The sequence below is a fragment of the Cohnella sp. CFH 77786 genome, assembly GCF_019400745.1.
GTDB lineage: Bacteria > Bacillota > Bacilli > Paenibacillales > Paenibacillaceae > Cohnella.
Map to the genome: position 1 here is coordinate 172,203 of NZ_WJIB01000001.1, position 18,188 is coordinate 190,390.

Consider the following 18,188-nt stretch of genomic DNA (forward strand, 5'->3'; position numbering starts at 1 on the left):
GCGAATACGTGGGGATCGCCGCCAGCGTTCAATCGCCCGCCAGCGCCCGAAGCGCCTCCGAGGCGGCGCGCTGCTCCGCTTCCTTCTTCGAGCGTCCCGCTCCTCTGCCGAGCGCCTTCTGCCCGACATGCACGACGGCGACGAACTCGCGGTCGTGGGCGGGCCCGCGCTCTTCGACGATCCGGTATTCCAAGGGACCTTGTCCCAGCTGCTGAACCTTCTCCTGCAGCTCCGTTTTGTAGTCCTTCAGCGGCGCCAGTCCGTCCTGCGGCAGATGGGGAAACATGTACCGCTCCAGAAAGCCGCGAACCGCTTGCAAACCTTGATCCAAGTACAGAGCCCCCACGAACGCCTCGAAGGCGTCCGCGAGCAAGGAGGGGCGCGTCCTCCCTCCCGTCAGCTCCTCCCCTTTGCCGAGGAGCACGACCTGCCCGAATTCGAGCGCTTCGGCAAAACGGACAAGCGACGGCTCGCAGACGATGCTCGCGCGCAAACGGGTCAATTCCCCCTCCGGCCGGTCCGGAAACCGCCGGTATAAATATTCCGATACCGTCAGCTGCAGGACGGCATCCCCGAGAAACTCCAGCCGTTCGTTGTCCGACGTGCGCGCGCCGCGGTGTTCGTTGACGTAGGACGTATGGGTGAAAGCTTGACGAAGCAGGCCCGCGTTCCGGAACGTAACGCCCGTTCGGTCCTGCAGCTTGCTCAGAGGGTCGTTCATGCCTGTCGCACCTTCCTCATCCTTCCGGAAACGGCAGCGACGCAGACGGCACCGGCCGCCTGCGTCGCCGTATTCCGCGCCGATTAGGCTTCGTATTTGCGCAAGATAATGGTGGCGTTATGTCCGCCGAATCCGAAAGAGTTCGACAGCGCCGTCCGAATGTCCGCCTTGCGGGCATCATTCGGAACATAGTCGAGATCCAGCTCCGGATCCTGATGGTCCAGGTTGATGGTCGGAGGCAGGATACCGTGTTGCAGCGACAGCGCCGTAATGACCGCTTCGACGCCGCCGGCGGCGCCGAGCAAATGACCCGTCATCGACTTCGTGGAGCTGACGGCCAGCTTGTAAGCGTGTTCGCCGAACGTCTTCTTGATGGCGATCGTCTCCGATCTGTCGCCGACCGGAGTGGACGTTCCGTGCGCGTTGATGTATTCGATTTCTTCCGCCGGGATGCCGGCGTCCTTAATCGCCCGGGCCATGGAGCGCGCGGCGCCGTCCGGATCGGGTTCCACCATATCGTAGGCGTCACCGCTCATCCCGTAGCCGATCACTTCGGCGTAGATATGCGCTCCGCGCTTCTGTGCGTGTTCCAGCGATTCCAGGATGAGCACGCCAGCGCCTTCGCCCATGACGAAGCCGTCGCGGTCCGCGTCGAACGGACGGCTGGCCTTCTCGGGCTCGTCGTTGCGTGTGCTCATGGCTCTCATCGAGCAGAAGCCCGCCAGCCCGATCGGCCGGATCGTCGCTTCCGCGCCGCCGCAGATCATCGCGTCGGCGTCTCCGCGCTGGATCATTTTGTAGGAGTCCCCGATGGAGTGGGTGCCCGTCGCGCATGCCGTGACCGCCGTCGTGTTGGGCCCCTTCGCCCCGGTCAACATGGACACTTGGCCGCTGGCCATGTTCGCGATCATCATCGGGATGAAGAACGGACTTACGCGGCGCGGTCCCTTCTCCATCAGCACCGTGTGCTGCTCTTCCCACGTGCCGAGTCCGCCGATCCCGGAGCCGACGATGACGCCGACCCGTTCGGGGTCCGCGTTCCCGCCGATTTCCAAGCCGGAATCTTTAAGCGCCATTAAGCTGGCCGCCGCGCCGAATTGCACGAAACGGTCCATTTTGCGCGTGATCTTCTTATCCAAACCGAATGCTTCGGGGTTCCAGTTCTTGATTTCCCCCGCGATTTTCGTTGTATACTCTTCCGTATCGAACGCTTCGATCCGGCTGATCCCGGATTTGCCCTCGATCAGGTTGTTCCAGAATTCGGAGATCTCGGTCCCGAGGGAAGTCACGACTCCCATCCCGGTCACTACCACGCGGTGTTTCAAAACCTGTTCACCTCTTCGGGTATCTCAATCCGCGTTCCCGAACGGAAACGACGCCTTGAATGTGGAGAAGTCCCGTCTTACGAACGGGACCTTGGCGACCATTACGAATGAGATTGTATGTAATTTACGACTTCTCCCACCGTTGTGATCTTCTCTGCATCCTCGTCGGAAATCTCCAAGTCGAATTCGTCTTCGAGCTCCATCACGAGTTCTACCACGTCGAGAGAGTCAGCTCCCAAATCGTCTTTGAAGGAAGCTTCGGCGGTAACTTCCGCTTCTTCCACTCCCAGGCGTTCGACGACGATGCGTTTCACACGCTCATAAACATCGGACATCCGGTTCACCTCCCTTAACGTATTATACGTGAATCATGGACAAAAAGCCATAGAAGTAAGCGTAAACGGAAACGCCGAAAGATGCAAGTTCCGGTTCGCCGCGGGGCGTTCCCGGGCTTAAGCGGGCCGCCGTGACGGTTCCGATTACATGTACATGCCGCCGTCGACGTGAATCGTTTGCCCGGTCATATAAGACGAGGCATCCGACGCCAAATACAGGACGGCCGCGGCGATTTCTTCCGGGCGGCCGATCCGGCCGAGCGGGATGTCCTTCTCCAGCTTCTCCTTCATGTCCGCGGGCAGCTTGTCCGTCATGTCGGTCCCGATGAATCCCGGGGCGACCGCGTTCACCGTGATGTTGCGGGACGCCAGCTCGCGCGCGGCCGATTTGGTGAGGCCGATAACTCCGGCCTTGGCGGCTACGTAGTTGGCTTGCCCGGCGTTGCCGAGAGTGCCGACGACGGAAGAAATGTTGATGATGCGTCCCGAGCGCTGCTTCATCATCGAGCGGGTAACGGCTTTGATGCCGTTGAACACGCCCTTCAGATTCGTCTCGATGACCTCGTCGAACTCTTCTTCCTTCATCCTCATGATTAGGTTGTCACGGGTAATGCCGGCGTTATTCACCAGGATATCCAATTTTCCGAATGTTTCCAACACGGATTGTACCATGGCTTCGAATTCCGCCGCTTTGCCGACGTTCGCCTTGATCATGACCGACTTGCGGCCCAGCGCCTCGATCGCCTTCACCGTCTCCGCCGCGGCGGCTTCGCTGCCGGCGTAGTTCACGGCGACGTCGGCGCCCGCTTCCGCGAGGGCGATGGCGATCGCACGGCCGATCCCCCTGGACGCTCCCGTCACGAGCGCCGTTTTGCCCGTCAAATCCCACATGGCCATCGTAAGACCTCCTTGAGGAAAAATGGCATTTCGTCTGCGCGGCAGCTTGTGAGACCGGCTTAAGTTTCGCTACCTCGACGCTCCCGCGTGAGTAAAGCTTGCCAGACCGGCCGATCTCTCAAAATCTCCCGTCATTTTGGTGGAGTTAAGGCCTTTTGTGCCTCAACTGGGCGGATTTCCCGCCTTTGTGGTGAGATAAGGCCTTTTGTACCTTAACTTGGCGGAACTCCCGTCATTCTGCCGGAGTTAAGGCCTTTTGTACCTTAACTTGGCGGATTTCACGTCATTCCGGCGGAGTTAAGGCTTTTTGTACCTTAACTTGGCGGAACTCCCACCATTCCGGCGGAGTTAAGGCCTTTTGTACCTTAACCTGGCGGATTTCCCGCCATTCCGGCGGAGTTAAGGCCTTTTGTACCTTAACTTGGCGGAACTCCCGTCATTTTGGTGGAGTTAAGGCCTTTTGTGCCTTAACTTGGCGGATTTCCCGCCATTCCGGCGGAGTTAAGGCTTTTTGTACCTTAACTTGGCGGAACTCCCGTCATTCTGCTGGAGTTAAGGCCTTTTTTGCCTCAACTTGGCGGATTTCCCGCCATTCCGGCGGAGTTAAGGCCTTTTGTACCTTAACTTGGCGGAACTCCCGTCATTCTGGCGAAGTTAAGGCCTTTTTCACTTCTCCTTAAGCCTGCCCGAGCGCGGCCGCGGCCGTGTTCACCGCCACCACCTGCACGGCTTTGTCGATTTTGCGGATCAGACCCGCCAGCACGGTGCCCGAGCCGATCTCCACGAACGTGTCGACGCCCTGCCCGATCAACCAGCGTACCGTATCTTCCCAGAGTACGGGCGATACGACTTGCCGGACGAGCAGCTCCCGCAGCTCGGCTCCGGAAGTGACGGGCAGCGCATGCACGTTGGCCACGACGGGCACGGCCGCGTCACGGAATTCCACGCCGGCCAGCGCTTCGGCCAAACGGTCCGCCGCCGGCTGCATGAGCGAGGAGTGGAACGGGCCGCTCACTTCCAGCGGGATGACCCGCTTGGCTCCGGCTTCCTTGCCCCGTTCCCCTACTTCGGCGACGCCTTCGGCGGTGCCGGAGACGACGATCTGCCCCGGGCAGTTGACGTTCGCCAGCTCGACGCGGCCGACCTTCTCCGATACGTCGCGGCACAGCGCCGCAAGCGGCTCCCTTTCCGCGCCGAGCACGGCTGCCATCGCCCCGCGTCCTCCGGGGACCGCTTGCTCCATGAATTGCCCGCGCGCCCGGACAAGCCTAACGGCGTCCTCGAAGCCGAGCACGCCCGCCGCGACCAGCGCGCTGTACTCGCCGAGGCTGTGTCCGGCCACGAAATCCGGCTTCACGCCTTGCCCTCTGTAGACATCCAGCAGCGCCACGCTCGTCGCGAGCAACGCCGGCTGCGTGTTGGCCGTCTGGCGAAGCTCCTCCTCCGGACCTTCGAACGCCAGACGGCTCAGAGGAAACCCGAGCGCGTCGTCCGCGCGGTCGAACGCCTCGCGCGCCGCCGGCGCCTGCTCGTAGGCGTCTTTGCCCATGCCGACCGCTTGCGCGCCTTGGCCGGGAAATACGAATGCGATTTTACCCAACTCGATAGCCTCCCAAACGCTTAGCTAACTTTTACGAACGAAACGGATGCCCAACCTTCTACCAAACCAATACCGAAGAGCCCCAGGTCAAGCCGCCTCCGAAGCCGACCAGCACGAGTCGGTCGCCTTCGCGGATCCGGCCTTCCTCGGCGGCCTCGGCCAGCGCCAGCGGGATGGAAGCCGCGGACACGTTGCCGTACCGGTCGAGATTGACCATCGCTTTGTCTTCCGACAAGCCGAGGCGCTCCAGCGCGGCTTGCACGATGCGGATATTGGCCTGATGCGGGACGAGCAGATCGATGTCGCTTTTGTCCAAACCCGCCTTCGCCAGCGCTTCTTCCGCCGAGCTTCCCATGACGCGTACCGCGAATTTGAACACGTCGCGGCCGTTCATCTCCAGGAAGTGTTTCTTATCCGCCACGGACCGCTCCGTCGCCGGTACGCGCGAGCCTCCGCCGCAAATGCGGAGCAGCTCTCCGCCCGATCCGTCCGCTCCCAGCACGAACGATTGGAAGCCGCGGCCTTCGGGCACTTCGCCGACGACGACGGCGCCAGCCCCGTCGCCGAACAGGATGCAGGTGTTGCGGTCCGTGTAATCCGTTATGCGGGACAGCGTTTCCGCGCCGACGACCAGGACGCGGCGGTACATGCCCGTTTTGATGAAATTGGTTGCCGTCGCTAGACCATAGATGAAGCCGGAGCAAGCCGCCGACAAATCGAAAGCGGCCGCTCTTTTGGCGCCCAGCCGGTCCTGCAGCAGGCAGGCCGTGGACGGGAAAAACATGTCGGGCGTAATCGTCGCCACGATGATGAGGTCCACGTCTTCCGCCGAAAGTCCCGCCGATTCCAGCGCGCGGAGCGACGCTTCATAGGCCAGGTCGGACGTCGCCTGTGCCGGATCCGCGATTCTCCGCTCCCGGATGCCCGTCCGGGTGACGATCCACTCGTCGCTCGTCTCCACCATCCGTTCCAAATCCTGATTCGTCAGCCGGCTCTCCGGAACGTACTTGCCCGTTCCGAGGATGCCGACGGGGATATCACGCATGCCGCTTCTCTCACTTTCCGCTGAATTCGCCCTTGATCGCTGTCAGGAGTCCGCCGGACAGGGCGGTGCGTGTCTGGCGGATCGCCGTCAGCATCGCTTTGGCGTCGGAGGAACCGTGTCCTTTGACGACCAGCCCGTTTAATCCGAGCAGCGGGGCTCCGTTGTATTCGTTGTAATCCATCTTCTTCCGGACGCGGCGGAAGCCGGGTCTCAGGACCGCAGCCGCCAGCTTCGACTTCCAGGACGAAGTCAGCTCTTGGCGCAGCACCTTGAAAATGACGCCTGCCGCCCCTTCGAACGCCTTCAGCATAATGTTGCCGGAAAAACCGTCGCATACGAGCACGTCGCAAGCGCCTTCGAGCACGTCGCGTGCCTCCACGTTGCCGACAAAGCGGATCGGCGCCTGCTCGAACAAGTCGAACGCCGCCTTCGTCAGCTCGTTTCCTTTGGCGGCCTCCGTGCCGACGTTCAGCAGCCCGACTCGCGGTTTCGCCATGCCGTGCACCTTCTGACGGTACAGGCTGCCCATGAGGGCATATTGCAGCAAATGCTCCGGCTTCGCGTCCATGTTCGCGCCCAGATCGAGCGCAAGCACGCCGACGTCGTCGATCGTCGGAAGCATGGGGGCAAGCCCCGGCCGTTCGATGCCGGGCATGCGCCCGACGACGAGCAATCCGGTAGCCATCAAAGCTCCCGTATTGCCCGCCGAAATCATGGCATCCGCGGCGCCCTCCTTGACCATGCGCCCGGCCACGACCATCGACGAACCGGTTTTGCGCCTGACGGCCCGCACCGGCTCGTCGTCCGCTTGGATCACCTCCGCCGCCTCTTCGATCGAGACGTTCGAAGGCTTCCCGTTCCCGAACAGCGGCTCCAGCGCTTCCGGGCGGCCGACGAGAACGAAATGCGTATCCGGCCACTGCGACGCGGCTTGCACGGCCGCCTCTACCTGTGCCTTGGGCGCATGGTCGCCGCCCATGGCGTCAATGGCGATTCTCACGGGCTCCGCCTCCTTCCTGACCGGTTTCTCCTGGCGAGCGGTAGATGACGAAATTGCCCTGAAACACCATCTCTTCTCCGACATACGTGAAAACTTCGACTTTCGCCTTGCCCTTCTGGCCGCCGCTGGACCGAACGTACGCTTTGGCGATGCACTTCTCCCCCAGCCGGGCCGGGCGGATAAAGCGGATATCGGCGGACGAAGTCAGCGCGATTTCGTCGTTTATGACCGCCACCGCGAGCGAATTCGCCTGCGCGAACACATGGTGCCCGCGCGCGATGCCGCTTCGGGAGAACACGTGCTCGCCGCCGATTTCGAATATCGAAATGCCGCTCTTGTCGAGCTGAAGATCGACGATATCGCCGATCACTTCATGCAGCGGCAAAGATTTCACGGGATCGTAGGAACGTTCCGCCATCATTTTCAGCCGCTCGCGCAGCTCCGGAATGGCCAGCTCTAGACGGTCCAGCCGGATGGTCTGGATGCTGACCTTCAGCAGCCGGGTCAATTCGCGGTCCGTCAGAAACGGGTTTTCCTCCAGCAGCTTGCTGAGCTGCTGATGACGCTGTCGTTTCGGAACACGTTCCAAACTCGCCACCGCTTTCATCGAATTAATCGTGGATGCTCTGAACACCGGGCCCCTCGTGACTTCTATCCCCAAAAAGTGAAGCTTGCCTTTGATGCGCATTCCGATTCCTTTTCGGGGGCCCCGTTGAAAGCACGTCACGATTTGGGAAGTGATTTTAATACCAGGTAACAAAAAAAGTATAAAGAAAAACGCGCCCGCATGCAACGGCGATCGGCTTGTCGCGCGGGCCGTCCCGAAGGTCCGTTCCGCACCGCTTCGCCGCCCGGCTGGGCGCGTCGACAGGCATTATTGCTTGATTACTTCACGCGATTTGTAGGTTCCGCATACTTTGCAAACGCGGTGCGCCAGCTTCAGCTCGCCGCACTGCTCGCATTTCACCATGCCCGGAACGACCAATTTGAAGTGCGTCCGACGCTTGTTTTTGCGGGATTTCGATGTTTTTCCAAAAGGTACTGCCATGTTCCCACCTCCTTACCGTATTCTCCGTCCCCATGCGGACACGCCGTTTCGGATCATTCGGGTTTGAACCAATTCTGCAGCGCTTCAAGACGGGGATCGATGCGATCGGTCTTGCAGGAGCAGGCCTGTTCGTTCCGATTCGTGCCGCATTCCGGGCACAAGCCCTTGCATTCTTCGCTGCAAAGCGGCGCCAGAGGCAGATGAACCACCAGCTCTTCTTCCAAAAAGGGACGCAATTCGATCCGTTCTTCCGTCACCGGCACGACATCTTCTTCTTCGTCCGGCTCCGGATCGCCTTCCTTCATCACCTGGAACTGCACATCGAACGGAATGGAGAACGTCTCGTCGATCGGCGCCAAACAACGCGAGCACAGCAAGCGGAGCCTGCAGTTCAGCTCGCCGGCCACGACGATTCTCCTGTTCGACGCCTGAGCGGTCAAGCGGTATTCCAGCGGACCGAGCGGGATGACGTCCCGCGAATCCCGGAACAGCTCGCCCAGTTCCAGCGTACCTTTCAACTCCGTCGGCTGCTGCCGGGAGAGAAGCTCTTGGACACGAAGAAGCATAGGGATCACTCCAAACAAACAAAAGTTATTATATCGAGATGGAACGCCATTTGTCAATGACGCGCTTTCGGATCCTTGGCAAAAAGAACCTGGACGCTTTCCCGAGACGACCTGTGACGTGATATAGTAGGGGCGAGGTCATGTTTCGTTCCGGAGGGTGTCATGCGGACAGTCGGGGTCATCGTCGAATATAATCCGCTTCATAACGGTCATCTCTATCATTTGCAGCAATCCAAAAAAATAACGGGCGCGGAAGCCGCCGTCGCCGTCATGAGCGGCCATTTCCTGCAGCGGGGCGAACCCGCGATCGCCGACAAGTGGGCACGGGCCGAAATGGCGCTTCGGGCGGGCTGCGACCTCGTGCTCGAGCTGCCGGTCGCCTACAGCGCGCAGCCGGCCCAATGGTTCGCTTACGGCGCGGTGGCGATCCTGGAAGCGACGGGCGTGGTCGACGCCCTCTGCTTCGGCAGCGAGAGCGGGGACGTTACGGCCCTGGACGCGGTTGCCGGCGTGCTGTCGGACGAGCCGGGGACGTTTGCCGCGGCTTTGAACGCGGAGTTGAAGAAGGGCGTACCCTATCCCTCCGCCTATACGTCCGCGGCAAGGGAGTTGCTGGCCGCCCGGGGACTCTCGGACTTCGCTTTCTCGCTGGAGCAGCCCAACCACACGCTCGGGCTCCATTATTTGATAGCCCTCCGCCAGCTGCGCAGCCGCATCGTTCCTTACACCGTGCGCAGGGAGAAGTCCGGCTACGGCCAAACGGACATCACCGACGCCGCCATTGCAAGCGCGACGGCGTTGCGCAGACGGATCGCCGAATCCGGTTCCTGGGACGAAATCGCGCCGTTCGTTCCGTCCTTCACGCTCGAAATCCTGAAGAGGGAAGCAGGGGCCGGCAGGGCTCCTGTCGATTGGGAGTCGTTCGCCCGGCCGCTGTTCCACGAGCTTCTCCGATCCGACGCGGCGGATTTGAGCCTTTACGCGGAAGTGACGGAAGGATTGGAGTACCGGATCCGCCGGGCGGCGGCCGAATTGAGCGAGTGGAGCGTAGAAAGTCTCCTCGCGCATCTGAAGACCAAACGGTATACGCGGACGAAGCTTCAGCGCACCCTTGTCCGCATCCTGCTGGGGCATGGCAAGGAACTACTGTCCCCTGCCCGTTTGGCCGAGGGCCCCGGCTACATCCGCGTACTCGGGTTTACCCCTCGCGGACGGGAGCTGCTCCGGGACATGCGCAAGCGGTCCGCCGTTCCGGTCGCGGATTCCGCCGCCCGCGGCGGCTGGTCCTTCCTGGCCATGGATGCCCGGGCTTCGGCCGTTTATTCGCTCGCATTCGGGAGTCCCGATCCGGCCGCCGCCCTGCGGGATTACACGCAGCCCCCGCTGCAAATATAAGATTCAACTGCCCTGGATCGGCCGGACAAGAGGTCTAACCCTTGTCCCCCCCGCGTACGATGGTAAGGAGTCGTGGCAAGGGGGATGCCGTCATGTCGATACCGAACCGCACGCGCCAGGCGCTGGCGTCCGCATGGCTGGGAGGCGCGGCGCTGCTGGTCGTCATAGGAGTCGTCCATTCGCCCGGAGAAGCATTCCGGGCTTCTTTGTCCGGTCTGCAAATCTGGTGGCAGCAAGTATTCCCGGGGCTCGTCCCCCCGCTCATCCTGGCCGAGCTGCTGGCGGCTTCCGGACTTCTGCACGGGTTCGCCGTCCTGGCCGAACCGCTCACGAGACGATGGTTCCGGCTGCCGGGCGCCGCCGGATGGGCGGTCGCCTTCGGCTGGTCGGCGGGCATTCCCGCCGGCGCCAAAGAGACCGCGCGCCTTCGGGAGGCCGGGCTGATCCGCGCGGAAGATTCGGATACGCTGCTGCTCGTCTCCCACGTTCCCAACCCGTTCCTGATCGTGGCGATCGCCGGCGCCGGCTTCCTGCATTCGCCCCTGCTCGGTTGGGCGATCGCGGCGGGCGTCTGGTCGGCGGCCATCCTTGCCGGAGTCATCTGGTCCCGACTGTTCCGGTCGGCGGAATCCGCGGCGGTCTCCGTCTCCACGCAGCCGGCCCAGCCGCTGCTCCGCAGAGCGGTTCAGGCGGCTGAAGAAGGCCGCCTGGGCGACGGAAGGCCGCTCGGCAAGCAACTGGCGGACGGCGTGACGCAAGCGGTGGCGACGCTCATGGGCGTAGGCGGGCTGATGATGATGGCGTCCGTCGTCCTGCGCCTGGTACAGCTCCGGATTCCGGGATCCGACGCGTGGCTCGCGTTTCCCGGTTTGTACGAGATGCATCTGGGCGCTTACGAAACGGGACGTTCCCCGCTGTTCGAATCCGCGCCCGCATCCGCCGCGGCCTTGATTGCCGCGCTGCTGGCTTGGACGGGCTGGAGCGGCCTCCTGCAAGCGCGCGCCGCGTTCGGCGCGGCCGGCGGCTTCCCGTGGGGCCGGCTGATATCAGGCAAGCTGCTGCAATCGGCGCTGGCGCTGCTGATCACCTTCCCGCTGGCCAAGACGGCGCTTGCGGGCGCCCCCATGTTCGGCGAAGCGGCGCTTGCCTATCTGCCATACGGCACCCTCGCCCGCGAGATGGCCGCATCCGCCGATCCCGCGTGGGCCGCGTGGCGGCATTGGCCGGAGATTTGGCTGTCCGGCCTGTTCAGTCTCGCGGTGTTCCTGCTGCTGGCCCTTCTCGCCGCGATCATCCGCCCCAAGCGCAAAAACCGGCCCCCGGATTCCAAATAAAAAGAACCGTCATCCCGGACGGTCCCCCGTATACTTCTTCCGCAAGGCGGCTTCCACGGCGGGCGGCACGAGATCCTGCACGGGACCGTGGAATTTGGCGATTTCCTTCACGATACTGGAGCTTAAATAAGAATATTTCGGATTCGTCATCATGAAAATCGTCTCGATGCCTTCGTCGAGCTGCCGGTTCGTGGACGCCATCTGCAGCTCGTATTCGAAATCCGTCACCGAACGGATGCCGCGAATGATGATTTGCGCCTGCTTCGACCGCATGTATCGGACGAGCAAGTCGCGGAAGCTGTCCACCTCCACGTTCGGCAGATCCTTCGTGATTTCGCGGAGCAGTTCCACCCTCTCTTCCACGCTGAACAGAGGGCTTTTGGTCAAATTGTTGAGGACGGACACGATCAAATGGTCGAATTGCTTCGCGGCCCTCCGGATAATATCCAGATGGCCGAACGTAACGGGATCGAAGCTCCCGGGGTACACGGCGACTCGATGATCGCCTTCTCCGCGGCCAATGTGGGCATTCATGGTTCGGTTCCTCCTTCCGGGGTTTGTTCGGGTTCCGAAATCGGTTCGGACGCCTCCCGTTCCCCCCGGCATCGGTAAATGGATAAGGCCGTTTCGCCGTACGCGGAGAGACGGGTACGCGCAAACCCGCCGATGCGGTCCGGATAATCGACCCTGGCGGCGTGCTCGATGACCGCGACAGCCCCGTCCGCCGTCAATCCGCGCTCCTCCAGCTCAAGAAGCAGCGCATCGCAATCTTCCATCGCGTAAGGCGGATCCAGAAATATCAGGTCGAACGGCACCCCTGCGCGTTCCAGCGCCTTGATCGCTTTGCGCGCGTCGTTGCGGTAGACCTCCGCCTGCCCCGCCATTTTCACGGCATCCAAATTGCGGCGGACGACCTCGACGCTGCGGGGATTCGCGTCCACGAATACGGCATGTCCCGCCCCGCGGCTCAGCGCCTCGATGCCTAGACCCCCCGTGCCCGCGAACAAATCGAGCACCCGCTCCCCGTCGAAATACGGGCCGATCATGCTGAACAGCGCTTCCTTCACCTTATCGGTGGTCGGCCTCGTGGTGTTTCCGGGCACGGCCTTGAGCGGCCGCCCTTTGGCTTGTCCCGATATGACCCTCACTCGTTCATCTCCCGGCTGCGAATCCGCCAGCGGAGCCGTTCGGCTGCCCTGGCAACTGGTGCTATGTTACCACATTCCGGTACGTTGCAAAAGCGCGGAGCGGAGGCGCACCCGGCGAACATGCGCGGATCCGGAAATTTTTTTCCGCGGGCATGTATATTTCCATCCCCGGAAGATCAACATGATAGTACCGGCGCCGAGAGGTGCCGGGGACAACCGCGGAGAAGACTTACGTTTCCCCATAAGCTCTTCGTCCGGTTTCTCCTCTCCCATGAAGGGCCCCGTCGCGAGACGGGGCTCGACTTTATTCCGCGGGGAATCCGACGATGGACGAACATTTGCGCCATGCCTTGGAAGAAGTCCGGAAACGACGTAAAAGAAATCCCGCGGGAACGGGGATGGCTCGGAATCCCGCCCTGCTGCTATCCGTGCGGATCCCCGCAAGGCTGGCCGCACGTCCTGCCGATCATTCCCGATTGCGAAAATCCTCCTTCCTTGTGATAATATAGTTGTACATTATCGGAAGAGGAGCATAAGGTTTTGAAGATCGCACGCATTCCCATGGGGTCGAAACTGCCGAACGGGTACACGTACACGGTCGGGGCAAATGATGAAAAATACGGGGAAATTTATATCGATGACGTAAAAGGCGGCCTGTACACCATCGAACAACGCGCAGGTACATTGGACCAGCTGGAAGAATTGTTCGTGGTGCAGAGGATTTTCCAGGATGCCAAGGAACGGGGCTTGAACTGATGGCGGAGTCTCCCTTAGGGGGGACTCTTTCCTTTTTCGGCGATTTCATCTGCTTTTCAGGTTCTTTTCACCTTGCTTTCAGGTTGGCCGGATAAGATGGTTCTACCAACCCCACTTGATATAGATATTTGGACCCGCAGAGATGCGGGTCGCTTTTTTTTATCACGGGGTCGCCAAACAGGAATCGGAATGAGCATCGGACATTAGCGCCGCTTGCCTTGGAGGAACGGATGTCCCAATTTATTCGACATAAGGGTTTTCGCGTAGAACCATCCTTGTCCCGGGTGCATTGGATATAGGGATGTCACGGGAAGCGAGGTGATCGAATATGTTCGGTTCTTTCAGCTTGGGATCGCGGTCCGGAACGAACGTGGATTTCAGCACGGGCATCAGCCCGGGAGCCGGCTCTGGCGGAAGCTTCAGCTCCGGCACGCAACCACTCTCCGGCGCGCGCTCGGGATCCGGAAGATCGAGAGGCGCAGGCATCCCGCGTCAAGCCGATCTGGTGCTCATCAGTTGGACCCGGAATCCCCTGAATCCCGGATCGGCGCGGAGAATCACGGCATCTGCCGTGATCGGGAGCGCCTCCCCCTGCACGCAGTTCCTGATTTCCGGGAGACGTCTCACGAACGCGCTCAATTGTTTGCTGAGGAACGGCTTCGTCGTCGTCGTTCAGCGGAGTACGTCGGCTATAAGCGGATTCGTGCTTCTCCAACGGGGAGGCAATATCCGCTGACGCCGTTTGCCGTCCCCAGATGAAAACCGCACCCCCGACGGGATGCGGTTTTCTGGTTCCGGGCCAAGACCAGCTCAGGAATTGCGGGGCTTCTCCACCGCGATCAAAGCGATGAAGGAAGCAAGACCGATAATGAGTATGCCTAACCAATCCATTCACAAACCACCCGCTCACATCGTTTTATCGATCATAAACGATCCCGGGCGGGATTTCTGTAACCTTCGTCACATTTTTATTCGATCGCCGCGTGCACGGCGGCTCAGGCCAGCCGGATTTTACGGCCCGTCCTGGCGCTCTCGACGGCGCCGAATACCATGGCCGCGCTTTTGATATTGTCCTTGCAATCCGTCTCCGCGGGGCGGCCTTCCTCCAGCGCGGCGAACATCTCGTCGAGGCAGCCGCGGTGGCCTTCCCGGCCCAGCCAAGGTTCGGTCAGCGCAACGGGCTTGACCGGACGGCTGAAGCCGCCCTGCCGGGATTCGTCCACGACTTCCGCCGAGGCGGGTCCCGTCCCGTCCCACCGCACCGTCCCCTTGTCCCCGATGATCCGCCAGTCGGCTTCCCATGAGGTGTTGAAGCCTTCGCTGCACCAGGAACCGCGGTAGGTATAAACGGAACCGTCGCTCATTTCGAAAATGCAAACGGCCGAAGCGTTCCCCGCATACCAGGAGCCGGGCGGATTGAATTCGTGGCAGTAGACCGACACCGGATCCGCGCCGGTGAGAAACCGGGCCTGGTCGAACGTGTGGATGGCCATATCCACGATCAGCGGATTTTCCATCGCGTCCCGGAAGCCTCCGAAATGCGCCCCGATGAAGAAATCGGAATGAACCGTTCCCACCGTTCCGATCCCGCCGCGCGCCAGGAAATCGCGAATCGGGCGGATATGCTTCAGATACCGGCGGTTCTGCATGACCGAATACCGTTTGCCCGCCGCTTCCGCGGTCCGGACGACCTCTTCCGCGTCGGCCATCGACTCCGCCATCGGCTTCTCCCCGAACACGTGGCAGCCCAGGCGCAGCGCGGCCGTCGTAATCGATTTATGACTCGCCGGAACGGTCACGTCGAAGACGAGATTCGCTTCCGTCCGCTTGATCGCTTCCGATATATCGGTGAAAACGGGGACCTGCAGCCCGCGCCGCTCCGCCATCGCCTTGGCGCTTTCTTCGTAGAGGTCCACCAGCGCGACGATCTCGGCATTCCCGCGCTGCGCCGCGTCATCCAACCACGCGCCCGCCATGCTCCCGCAGCCCGCGACCGCGATGCGATGTTTCATTTTCCATCTCTCCTTCAGCTCGCGTATCACCTGTAATCGTACAAGAACGTCAGGACCGCCGCTACGCAGAGGATTACGGTCTTTTCGCACGATTTTCCGATTCTGCCCCCAGAAACTGCAGATGTGCAGGCATATGAACCGCAAAACGTGATAAAATCGGTTGTATGCTCTGCGATAACGAAGCGAGGAGGCGGTGGACATGTCGCGCGCAACCCCGTATAAAGAACAAACCGTGCTTCCCGACCGCGGGTTTCCGATCAACGTCTTTTTCGTCGGTCCTATCCCTCATCATTGGCATGACCACATCGAATGGATCTACGTGAGGCAGGGGACAGCCCGCATCCAGGTCGACGCTTCGTTCGAGACCCTGTCGCAAGGGGAGCTCGTTTTCGTGAATTCCAAGCAGCTTCATGGAACCGACTGGCTATCCGAAGACGCCAAACTACTCTGCATCGTATTCAACGAAGCGCTCGTCAGGGGAAGCGGACTCGACGTGACGGAGCATCACTATTTTCTTCCCTACCTGCATCAGCGCAGCGAATGGCCGGCCGTCATGCGCAAGGATCATCCGATCACCGGGGAAATCGGGGAGGCGTTCGCCCGCCTCGTGGAAGAATTCGGACGCAAGGCTCCGGGCTACGAGCTGCTGGTCAAAGCCGAGCTGCTGCGGATCTTCGGCCTCTACTTCCGCTATGCCGAACAAAGCGCCAGGCAGAATTCATCCCTCATCCGCCAATCGAACGAGTTCGCGGCTCTGCTGCACATGATACGGGACCGCTACGATCAAGCGATCAGCGTCAAAGAAGCGGCGGAATTCGTGAGGCTGAGCCCGAACCACTTCTGCCGCGTCTTCAAGCAGCTGACGGGCAAAACGCTCGTGGAATACGTCCACCTGCTCCGGATCAACGAGGCGGAACGGCTGCTGCTGGACACCGACTGGCCGGTCACGGAAATCGCGGGCAGAGTCGGCTTTCCGAACCTGACCTACTTCGGGCGGGTCTTCAAAAAGCTGAAAAGCGTCTCTCCGTCGGCGGTGCGGACGGCGGCCGGCATGAGGGGCATATGAAAAGCGAAAGGCAGCCGCGCAAGGTCCGGCAGGAATCGCGATCCGGTCCTTCGAAGCTGCCTTCTTGGCGCTTATTCAACGGTTACGGTTCCCTGCATGGTCGGGTGGACCGAGCAATAATACAGATAAGAGCCCTTCTCCTTGAACGTGTAGCTCCACCGGCCGCCGCTCCGGATGCTCTTGCTGTCGAAGCGGCCGTCCAAATCGGTGGCCGTGTGCGGTTCCTTATCCTTGTTGACCCACGTGACGGTCGTCCCTGCCGGGATCCGCAGGTCCTGGGCCTTGTAGGAAGTCGCGTCGATTTCGACGATCTCCCCGTCCGGCAGCGCGCTTCCGCCGTTCTGCCCGGCCGTGCCGCCGGAATGATTCGAATGCTCCGGTCCCTCATGGGCGCCATGGGAAGCAGGCTCTTCCGCCTGCCCGCCGCCGAGAACCGCGTTCGTCCCTTCCTCCGTCGTGGAAGGGGACGGCGGCAGCGCCTTGACCGTCAGCGTCCATTCGCCGGACGGACCTTTCTTCAGCTTCGCGCCCATGTACGTTTCCGCCAGCTTGGCCGGCACGAGCACCGCGCCTTTCTCCGCGACCGGCAATACCGGCAGGTTGACGGCCTTGCCATTATAGAACGCCGGCTTGCGCCCAGGCGAGAACTTCAACTCGTTGGCCTTCATCGTCAAAGTGTACAGGCCGGCGGCCTTGTCAACCTCCAAGCCTGCTTGCGTCGCTTCCCGCAGCAGAGTGAGCGGCAGATAAAGCTGTCCATCCCGGACGGCAGGAGCCGTATCCAGCGCGATACGCTTGCCGTTCACCCACGCTTCCTTGCTCCCCGCCGCAAGCTTTGCCGTGGCGTCCGGCAGCGCCGGCTCCACCATCATCATCGTATGCATGCCGCCCGGATAAACCCCGTTGTTCGTGTTGTCCGTAATATTGTGGCTGTGAATCGGAAAATGCCCGCTCTGCGTGAGTTTGACGAGAATGTCGTACCGTTCGGCGGGTCCCACGTTGATCGTGTCCTTCCCGATCGGCGAAGAGAGCGGCCGTCCGTCCGACGCGATCACCTGGAAATGAAACCCGTGCATATGGATGCTGTGGGATTCGTAACCCGAATTGATCAGGCGGATGAGAATCGTATCGCCGACGCGCCCTTCTACCCTCGACATCGGATCCTTCTCCGTATCGGGGTAAGATTTGCCGTTGATCGTCCAATATCTCGGATGGTAAGAGGTCCGGTCGTACGCTTCGCCTTTCTCCACGGCCTCGTGCCAGGCGGGATCGATCTCGTTCAGCTGGAACGTATACGCCCTGTCGTACCTCGGTCCGCCCGTCCAAGCTTCCGGGCTTCCGCTCTTGGCCTTCACGATAAACGCGCCATGCATGCCCATCTGCATATGCTCGATCGTATCTACATGGCAATGGTAGAAATACGTCCCCGCGTGCGTCGCCGTAAACCGGTACGTGAAGCTTTCCCCGACCAGAATGGCTTGGGAAGTGTGGGGAACGCCGTCATTGGCCTGATCCGTATCCAGCCCGTGGAAGTGGATCGTATGGGCCGGCTTTCTGACCCCTTCCTTCTTCGGTCCGATATTGGTCAGCACCACCTCGACCCGGTCTCCTTCGTTCACGGTCAGCGTCGGAGACGGAAATACCGCGGTGCCCGGCTCGTTTTTCGAGCTGAAGCCCCAGATGTAGACTTCCTTGCCGTCCGGCAGCGCGAGACGCCCATCCGTGGCGTACAGCTCGAACCGCTTGACCGCGGAGCTTCCTTCCGCGGCGACTATTTGCACCCGCGAACCGTACCAGGTCACCAGCAAGGCGAGCAGCAAACCCAACAGCAACAGAAGGGCCTTGCCCGCCGGGACCGGTTTTCGAAATCTATTCTTCATGTTCTCCCTCCGAAAACAGGGAAAGAGAGGCGACCGCGCGCCTCCCCCTCCGATTCCGTT

General features: G+C 61.2%; 19 protein-coding genes. 5 read left to right on the forward strand and 14 right to left on the reverse strand.

Annotated elements, in window-relative coordinates; all coding sequences use genetic code 11:
- Window positions 1-28: 28 nt before the first annotated feature.
- The 10 genes from rnc to GE107_RS00875 all read right to left on the reverse strand — a co-directional run bounded on the left by rnc (window position 29) and on the right by GE107_RS00875 (window position 8,537).
- The gene (rnc, locus tag GE107_RS00830) at window positions 29-721 is read right to left on the reverse strand and encodes a ribonuclease III (RefSeq protein ID WP_219637536.1); all 693 of its coding nucleotides are present in this window, start codon (window positions 719-721) and stop codon (window positions 29-31) included.
- Window positions 722-804: 83 nt separating this feature from the next.
- Window positions 805-2,046, reverse strand: coding sequence for a beta-ketoacyl-ACP synthase II (fabF, locus tag GE107_RS00835; protein WP_219637537.1), 1,242 nt, complete (start codon window positions 2,044-2,046; stop codon window positions 805-807).
- Window positions 2,047-2,147: 101 nt separating this feature from the next.
- On the reverse strand, window positions 2,148-2,381 hold the full coding sequence (gene acpP / locus GE107_RS00840; RefSeq protein WP_219637538.1) for an acyl carrier protein: 234 nt from the start codon (window positions 2,379-2,381) through the stop codon (window positions 2,148-2,150).
- 144 nt (window positions 2,382-2,525) lie between these two features.
- Window positions 2,526-3,272 carry a 3-oxoacyl-[acyl-carrier-protein] reductase gene (gene fabG, locus GE107_RS00845; protein ID WP_219637984.1) on the reverse strand — a complete coding sequence of 249 codons (747 nt, stop codon included), beginning with the start codon at window positions 3,270-3,272 and terminating at the stop codon, window positions 2,526-2,528.
- Window positions 3,273-3,954: 682 nt separating this feature from the next.
- Entirely contained in the window at window positions 3,955-4,878 is a 924-nt protein-coding gene (gene fabD, locus GE107_RS00850) for an ACP S-malonyltransferase (protein ID WP_219637539.1), read from the reverse strand.
- Window positions 4,879-4,936: 58 nt separating this feature from the next.
- The gene (locus GE107_RS00855; protein ID WP_255570074.1) at window positions 4,937-5,923 is read right to left on the reverse strand and encodes a beta-ketoacyl-ACP synthase III; all 987 of its coding nucleotides are present in this window, start codon (window positions 5,921-5,923) and stop codon (window positions 4,937-4,939) included.
- 10 nt (window positions 5,924-5,933) lie between these two features.
- Entirely contained in the window at window positions 5,934-6,923 is a 990-nt protein-coding gene (plsX, locus tag GE107_RS00860) for a phosphate acyltransferase PlsX (RefSeq protein WP_219637540.1), read from the reverse strand.
- Window positions 6,907-7,530, reverse strand: a complete 624-nt coding sequence (gene fapR / locus GE107_RS00865) for a transcription factor FapR (RefSeq protein ID WP_219637986.1) — start codon at window positions 7,528-7,530, stop codon at window positions 6,907-6,909. Before fapR ends, plsX begins: the two co-directional genes overlap by 17 nt.
- A gap of 267 nt (window positions 7,531-7,797) precedes the next feature.
- A complete protein-coding gene (gene rpmF, locus GE107_RS00870; protein WP_123040002.1) occupies window positions 7,798-7,971 on the reverse strand; it encodes a 50S ribosomal protein L32 in 174 nt (57 codons plus the stop codon).
- Window positions 7,972-8,024: 53 nt separating this feature from the next.
- Window positions 8,025-8,537: a YceD family protein gene (locus GE107_RS00875; RefSeq protein WP_219637541.1), complete on the reverse strand. Its 513-nt coding sequence runs from the start codon at window positions 8,535-8,537 to the stop codon at window positions 8,025-8,027.
- A gap of 162 nt (window positions 8,538-8,699) precedes the next feature.
- Between GE107_RS00875 and GE107_RS00880 the strand changes: the two genes are divergently transcribed.
- Window positions 8,700-9,932 (forward strand): nucleotidyltransferase, encoded by a 1,233-nt coding sequence (locus tag GE107_RS00880; RefSeq protein ID WP_219637542.1) that lies wholly within the window; start codon window positions 8,700-8,702, stop codon window positions 9,930-9,932.
- 92 nt (window positions 9,933-10,024) lie between these two features.
- The gene (locus tag GE107_RS00885; protein ID WP_219637543.1) at window positions 10,025-11,266 is read left to right on the forward strand and encodes a hypothetical protein; all 1,242 of its coding nucleotides are present in this window, start codon (window positions 10,025-10,027) and stop codon (window positions 11,264-11,266) included.
- Between the two features lie 9 nt (window positions 11,267-11,275).
- On the opposite strand, the gene coaD is transcribed toward GE107_RS00885, so the two are convergent.
- Together coaD and rsmD are read right to left on the reverse strand one after the other, a co-directional pair.
- Window positions 11,276-11,800: a pantetheine-phosphate adenylyltransferase gene (gene coaD / locus GE107_RS00890; protein ID WP_219637545.1), complete on the reverse strand. Its 525-nt coding sequence runs from the start codon at window positions 11,798-11,800 to the stop codon at window positions 11,276-11,278.
- Window positions 11,797-12,414 (reverse strand): 16S rRNA (guanine(966)-N(2))-methyltransferase RsmD, encoded by a 618-nt coding sequence (rsmD, locus tag GE107_RS00895; protein ID WP_219637547.1) that lies wholly within the window; start codon window positions 12,412-12,414, stop codon window positions 11,797-11,799. The genes coaD and rsmD overlap by 4 nt, the downstream gene beginning before the upstream one ends.
- A gap of 540 nt (window positions 12,415-12,954) precedes the next feature.
- Here rsmD and GE107_RS00900 point away from each other — a divergent pair.
- Together GE107_RS00900 and GE107_RS26295 are read left to right on the forward strand one after the other, a co-directional pair.
- Window positions 12,955-13,170 carry a hypothetical protein gene (locus GE107_RS00900; protein WP_219637549.1) on the forward strand — a complete coding sequence of 72 codons (216 nt, stop codon included), beginning with the start codon at window positions 12,955-12,957 and terminating at the stop codon, window positions 13,168-13,170.
- A gap of 328 nt (window positions 13,171-13,498) precedes the next feature.
- Entirely contained in the window at window positions 13,499-13,906 is a 408-nt protein-coding gene (locus tag GE107_RS26295) for a hypothetical protein (protein WP_255570075.1), read from the forward strand.
- 259 nt (window positions 13,907-14,165) lie between these two features.
- Here GE107_RS26295 and GE107_RS00910 read toward each other — a convergent pair whose 3' ends face one another.
- Entirely contained in the window at window positions 14,166-15,182 is a 1,017-nt protein-coding gene (locus GE107_RS00910; protein ID WP_219637551.1) for a Gfo/Idh/MocA family protein, read from the reverse strand.
- A 199-nt stretch (window positions 15,183-15,381) separates the two neighbouring features.
- Between GE107_RS00910 and GE107_RS00915 the strand changes: the two genes are divergently transcribed.
- The gene (locus GE107_RS00915; protein ID WP_219637553.1) at window positions 15,382-16,248 is read left to right on the forward strand and encodes an AraC family transcriptional regulator; all 867 of its coding nucleotides are present in this window, start codon (window positions 15,382-15,384) and stop codon (window positions 16,246-16,248) included.
- A gap of 71 nt (window positions 16,249-16,319) precedes the next feature.
- Here GE107_RS00915 and GE107_RS00920 read toward each other — a convergent pair whose 3' ends face one another.
- Window positions 16,320-18,128, reverse strand: a complete 1,809-nt coding sequence (locus tag GE107_RS00920) for a multicopper oxidase domain-containing protein (RefSeq protein WP_219637555.1) — start codon at window positions 18,126-18,128, stop codon at window positions 16,320-16,322.
- Window positions 18,129-18,188 lie beyond the last annotated feature (60 nt).